Here is a 6,028-nt window from a genome sequence, read left to right as displayed (position 1 = left end):
ACGCGTTTTGCCTTGCAGCCGAAAAGCTGCTCGGCATCGAGGTGCCGCGCCGCGGCCAGTTGATCAGGGTGCTCTATTGCGAGATCGGACGGCTATTGTCGCACCTGCTCAACGTCACCACGCAGGCGATGGACGTCGGCGCGCTGACCCCGCCGCTGTGGGGTTTTGAAGAGCGTGAAAAGCTGATGGTGTTCTATGAGCGCGCCTCCGGCTCGCGCATGCACGCGGCCTATTTCCGGATCGGCGGCGTGCATCAGGACCTGCCGCCGAGGCTGATCGACGATATCGAGGCGTTCTGCGACCCGTTCCTGAAAGTGGTCGACGATCTCGACCGGCTGCTTACGGGCAACCGCATCTTCAAGCAGCGCAATGTCGATATCGGCGTGGTGAGCCTGAAGCAGGCCTGGGAATGGGGGTTCTCCGGCGTGATGGTGCGCGGCTCGGGCGCGGCCTGGGACTTGCGCAAAGCCCAGCCTTACGAATGCTATGCCGAGATGGATTTCGATATTCCGATCGGCAAGAACGGCGACTGCTACGACCGCTACTGCATCCGCATGGAAGAGATGCGCCAGTCGGTGCGGATCATGAAGCAGTGCATCGCCAAACTGCGTGCACCCGAGGGGCAGGGGCCCGTCGCCATTCTGGACCACAAGATTTTCCCGCCACGCCGCGGCGAGATGAAGCGCTCGATGGAAGCGCTGATCCATCACTTCAAGCTCTACACCGAAGGTTTCCACGTGCCGGCCGGTGAGGTCTATGCCGCGGTAGAAGCGCCCAAAGGCGAGTTCGGCGTCTATCTCGTCGCCGACGGCAGCAACAAGCCTTACAAGTGCAAGATCCGTGCGCCCGGCTTTGCGCATTTGCAGGCGATGGATTTCATCTGCCGGGGCCATCTGCTCGCCGACGTCTCGGCCATCCTCGGCTCGCTCGACATCGTGTTCGGAGAGGTCGATCGGTGATCGCACTGCCGCCCATACAGTTCGACCGCGCTTCGGGGGTCCTGGAGGGGGCTAACCTCTGGGAGCGGACGGCTGCGCTGGCGCTGACGACGGGATCGAAAATATCGTCACACTTCTCGCACCGCGGCTACATCGGTTGCGCCAATCTGCTGCGCAAGGCGCTGCCCGAGCGCAACATCGCGATCAAGCTCAACGAGGATGCGACGTTCGAATTTCCCTACGGCGATGGCTACTGGAGCAAGCTGCTCGACCGCTCGTATAGCTACGAAGACGAGCTGGAATTTCTGTTCCGCCATTCCGCCGACATCGACTACACGTTGCTCGATTGTGGGGCCAATTACGGCTACTGGTCGGTGCTGGTGACGAGCAAGCCGTTCGGCTCGCACAAGGCGATTGCAATCGAGCCGTCGTCGGACAATTTCGCCAAGCTGGCCAATAATGCGAGCGTGAACGGCAATCGTTTCGAGGTCATGAAGTGCGCCATCGGCGCCACGAAGGGGACCGCCCAGCTCTCCGGCACCAAGCACGAGAAGTTCAGTATCGCAGGAAGCCCAGGAAGTGGCTTTGAGACCGTGCCGGTGATTGCACTCGATGATCTCCTGGATCAGGGCAAGATTTCGCCCGGCGGCAAGTACCTCATCAAGCTCGATGTCGAGGGGGTCGAGATCGACGCCATCAAGGGCGGCGCACAACTCCTGCAGTGCGACAGCGTGATCATGTGCGAAGAACACGGCAATGACCCCGACCACACGGTGTCGCGCTACATCCTCGAACAGACCCCGCTCAACCTCATCGTCTACGATCCCCGTTCCAATCGTCTTGAGACCGTGAGCGAGCTTTCGATCCTCGATCGCATCAAGGTTTCATCCCACATCGGTTATAACGTTTTCGGCACGTCAAGCGCGTTCTGGCAGGAGCGGATCGTTGCCCTGAACGCCAACGCCGCGCGCCGCATGCAATGAGAGACTGATCACGATGTCCGTTCGCCGCCTTGCGCCCAAGGAACTTCAGCCCGCGAGTTTCGAGTTCACCCCGGAAAATCTGGCGTGGGCGAAAACGCAGATCGCCCAATATCCGGAAGGCCGCCAGGCGTCGGCTGCGATCGCGATCCTGTGGCGCGTCCAGGAGCAGCACGAAGGCTGGGTGTCGGAAGCGGCGATCCGTGCCGTCGCGGACTTGCTTGATATGCCTTACATCCGCATGCTCGAAATCGCGACCTTCTACACCATGTTCCAGCTCCAGCCGGTGGGCAAGAAGGCACATGTTCAGGTGTGCGGCACGACGCCGTGCCGGCTGCGCGGCGCCGCCGATCTCATCGAGGTGTGTCAGAGCCGGATCCATCACGACCCCTTCCATTTGTCGAAGGACGGCAATTTCAGCTGGGAAGAGGTCGAATGCCTCGGCGCCTGCGTGAACGCGCCGATGGTCCTGATCTGGAAGGACACCTACGAGGATTTGACCAAGGAAAGCTTTGGCAAGGTGCTCGATGGCTTTGCGTCCGGCAAAGCGCCGAAGCCGGGCCCGCAGATCGACCGTCAATTCTCCGCGCCGGTGGGTGGGCCAACCACGCTGAAGGAAGTGACCTGATGCTCGAGGACAAGGACCGCATCTTCAAAAACCTCTACGGCCTGCACGATTGGGGCCTGGAGGGTGCGCGCCGCCGCGGCGCCTGGGATGGAACCAAGGGGATCATCGACAAGGGACGCGACTGGATCATCAACGAGATGAAGGCTTCCGGCTTGCGCGGCCGCGGCGGGGCCGGCTTTCCGACCGGACTGAAGTGGTCGTTCATGCCAAAGGAGTCGACCGACGGCCGGCCGAGTTATCTCGTGGTCAATGCCGACGAGTCCGAGCCCGGCACCTGCAAGGACCGCGAAATCATGCGGCATGATCCGCATCTTCTGGTCGAAGGTTGCCTGATTGCGAGTTTCGCGATGGGTGCGCACGCCTGTTACATCTATGTGCGGGGCGAGTTCATCCGCGAGCGCGAGCGCCTCGAGGCCGCGGTCGAGCAGGCCTATGAGGCGAAGCTGATCGGCAAGGACAACGTCAACGGCTGGCCATTCGATCTCTACGTGACGCACGGCGCCGGGGCCTACATTTGCGGCGAAGAGACGGCGCTGCTCGAAAGCCTCGAAGGCAAGAAGGGCCAGCCGCGGTTAAAACCGCCATTCCCGGCCAATGTCGGCCTGTTCGGCTGCCCGACCACCGTGAACAATGTCGAGTCGATTGCGGTCGCCCCGGATATCCTGCGGCGCGGTGCGGCGTGGTTTGCCGCCATCGGCCGGCCGAACAACGTCGGCACCAAGCTCTTTTGCATCTCCGGTCACGTCGAGCGTCCCTGCAACGTCGAAGAGGCGATGGGCATACCGTTTCGCGAATTGATCGAGCGCCATTGCGGCGGCGTTCGCGGCGGATGGGACAATCTGAAGGCCGTGATCCCCGGCGGCTCTTCGGTGCGCATGGTGCCGGCGGAGCAGATCATCGATACGCCGATGGATTTCGACAGTCTCGGCAAGCTGCGCTCCGGCCTTGGCACAGCCGCCGTCATCGTCATGGACAAATCGACCGACCTGATCCGCGCGATTGCCCGCATCTCCTATTTCTACAAGCACGAGAGCTGCGGCCAGTGCACCCCTTGCCGCGAAGGCACCGGATGGATGTGGCGGGTGCTGAGCCGGATGGCGGAAGGCCGCGCCCACAAGCGCGAAATCGACATGCTGCTCGAGGTGACCAAGCAGGTCGAGGGTCACACGATTTGCGCGCTCGGTGACGCTGCGGCCTGGCCGATCCAGGGCTTGATCGCGCATTTCCGGCACGAGATCGAGGAACGGATCGAGCAATATTCGCACAAATCCGATCTCGACGATCAGGGCGTGCTTGATCCCGCGCACATGGTCGCGGCGGAGTGAACTTGATGTCGCAGCCGGGCATTTTGGAGTGGCAGAAATACGGGACGCTGGCGCAAGCCGGGAAAGACTTGAGACCGCAATGACCAAACTCATCATCGACGGCAAAGAGATCGACGTTCCCGCGGAATACACGCTGTTGCAGGCGTGCGAGGCCGCCGGCGCCGAAATTCCGCGCTTTTGCTACCACGAGCGCCTCTCGATCGCCGGCAATTGCCGGATGTGCCTGGTCGAGGTGAAGGGCGGCCCGAAGCCGGTTGCAAGCTGCGCCTGGGGCGTGCGCGATTGCCGCCCGGGCCCAAAGGGCGAGCCGCCGGAAATTTCGACCCGTTCGCCGATGGTGAGGAAGGCGCGCGAAGGCGTGATGGAATTCCTCCTCATCAACCACCCCCTGGATTGTCCGATCTGCGACCAGGGCGGGGAATGCGACTTGCAGGACCAGGCGATGGGTTACGGCGTCGACACCTCGCGCTTTGCCGAGAACAAGCGCGCGGTGGAGGACAAATACCTCGGCGCGCTGGTCAAGACCTCCATGAACCGTTGCATCCAGTGCACGCGTTGCGTCCGCTTTGCCGCCGAGGTGTGCGGCGTGCCGGAAATGGGCGCGACCGGTCGCGGCGAAGACATGGAGATCACGACTTATCTGGAAACGGCGTTGACCTCGGAGCTGCAAGGCAACCTCGTCGACATCTGCCCGGTTGGCGCGCTCACCTCGAAACCCTACGCTTTCGCTGCCCGACCTTGGGAACTCGGCAAGACCCAATCGATCGACGTGATGGACGGCGTTGGTTCGGCGATCCGCGTCGATACCCGCGGCCGCGAGGTGATGCGGATCCTGCCGCGCGTCAACGAAGCGGTGAACGAGGAATGGATTTCCGACAAGACCCGCCACATTGTCGATGGACTGCGCACCCAGCGGCTCGACCGTCCCTACATCCGCCAGAGCGGCCAGCTCCGGCCGGCCTCCTGGCCAGAGGCTTTCGAGGCGATTGCCGCACGGATCGCGCGAACCGACGGCAAGCGGATCGGCGCCATCGCGGGTGACCTCGCCGCGGTGGAGGAAATGTTCGCGCTCAAGGAGCTGTTAGCGAAATGCGGCTCGATCAATCTCGCCGTGCAGGGCGGCGATGCCTTCGATCCGAGGAGCGGACGCGCCACTTACCTGTTCAATCCCACGATTGCCGGCATTGAGCAGGCGGATGCGCTCCTGATCCTGGGCTCGAACCCGCGGAAGGAAGCCGCCGTGCTCAACTCGCGCGTTCGCAAGCGCTGGCGCAGCGGCCAGCTCAAGATCGGCGTGATCGGGGAGAAGCTCGATTTGACTTACGGATACGATCACCTTGGCGGCGGAACAGACACGCTCGGCGATGTCGCCGCGGGCAAGCATTCCTTCACCGAGGTGTTGAAGAACGCTAAAAACCCGATTGTTCTGGTCGGCTCCGGCGCCGCTGCGCGGCATGACGGGCGAGCGGTTCTGGCGTCTGCGGCCAGGCTCGCGGTTGATGTCGGCGCAGTCAAGGAGGGCTGGAACGGCTTTGCGGTTCTGCACGACACGGCTTCGCGGGTTGGCGCACTCGATATCGGCTTTGCCTCTGGCGCGGGCGGACTTTATTCGGCGGAGATGACCACTTTCGGCACGCTCGACGTCCTGTTCCTGCTCGGTGCCGATGAAGTCAAGGTGGGGGATGGCACCTTCGTCGTGTATATCGGCACCCATGGCGATCGCGGCGCCCACCGTGCCGACGTCATCCTGCCCGGCGCAGCCTATACGGAGAAGGGCGGCATTTTCGTCAACACCGAGGGCCGGGTGCAAATGGCCAACAGGGCGGGATTTCCCCCGGGGCAGGCGCGCGAAGACTGGGCGATCGTCCGCGCGATGTCGGAGGCGCTTGGCAAGAAGCTGCCATACGACTCGCTGCACGCTCTGCGGCAGGCGATCTTCAGGACTGCACCCCATCTGATGCGGATCGACGGGATCGAGCCCGGCAAGGCCGGCGATATCAGCGCGCTTGCGGGCGGCGGCGGCAATATGGAGAAGTCGCCGTTCAAGAGTTCGGTGGAAGATTTTTACCTGACCAACCCGATCGCGCGGGCTTCCGCGGTCATGGCGGAATGCTCCCGCCTGGCCTCCGGAAAGATGCTCAACGCAGCGGAGTGAAG

5 protein-coding genes are annotated in these 6,028 nt (G+C 62.8%); all 5 read left to right on the top strand.

Going from position 1 to position 6,028, the window contains the following annotated elements; genetic code table 11:
* On the top strand, nt 1-959 hold a 959-nt coding region (locus tag VNX23_RS19235), incomplete at its 5' end, for an NADH-quinone oxidoreductase subunit D (RefSeq protein WP_325632564.1).
* Nucleotides 959-1,921 (top strand): FkbM family methyltransferase, encoded by a 963-nt coding sequence (locus VNX23_RS19230; RefSeq protein ID WP_325632572.1) that lies wholly within the window; start codon nt 959-961, stop codon nt 1,919-1,921. The genes VNX23_RS19235 and VNX23_RS19230, both read left to right, overlap by 1 nt.
* 13 nt (nt 1,922-1,934) lie before the next feature.
* Nucleotides 1,935-2,546, top strand: a complete 612-nt coding sequence (gene nuoE / locus VNX23_RS19225; RefSeq protein ID WP_325632562.1) for an NADH-quinone oxidoreductase subunit NuoE — start codon at nt 1,935-1,937, stop codon at nt 2,544-2,546.
* Nucleotides 2,546-3,871 (top strand): NADH-quinone oxidoreductase subunit NuoF, encoded by a 1,326-nt coding sequence (gene nuoF, locus VNX23_RS19220; protein WP_325632561.1) that lies wholly within the window; start codon nt 2,546-2,548, stop codon nt 3,869-3,871. The genes nuoE and nuoF overlap by 1 nt, the downstream gene beginning before the upstream one ends.
* Before the next feature lie 79 nt (nt 3,872-3,950).
* Entirely contained in the window at nt 3,951-6,026 is a 2,076-nt protein-coding gene (nuoG, locus tag VNX23_RS19215) for an NADH-quinone oxidoreductase subunit NuoG (protein WP_325632560.1), read from the top strand.
* Nucleotides 6,027-6,028 lie beyond the last annotated feature (2 nt).

Source organism: Bradyrhizobium sp. (genome assembly GCF_035570375.1).
In the GTDB taxonomy this organism is placed as follows: Bacteria; Pseudomonadota; Alphaproteobacteria; order Rhizobiales; family Xanthobacteraceae; genus Bradyrhizobium.
The sequence above is the reverse complement of the archived record's forward strand: the minus strand, read 5'-3'. Positions and strand labels throughout refer to the sequence as shown.

Excerpts from the sequence above, each read along its gene's own strand:
- nuoE (WP_325632562.1), top strand. The coding sequence starts at position 1,935 with ATGTCCGTTCGCCGCCTTGCGCCCAAGGAACTTCAGCCCGCGAGTTTC.
- nuoF (WP_325632561.1), top strand. The coding sequence starts at position 2,546 with ATGCTCGAGGACAAGGACCGCATCTTCAAAAACCTCTACGGCCTGCAC.
- nuoG (WP_325632560.1), top strand. The coding sequence starts at position 3,951 with ATGACCAAACTCATCATCGACGGCAAAGAGATCGACGTTCCCGCGGAA.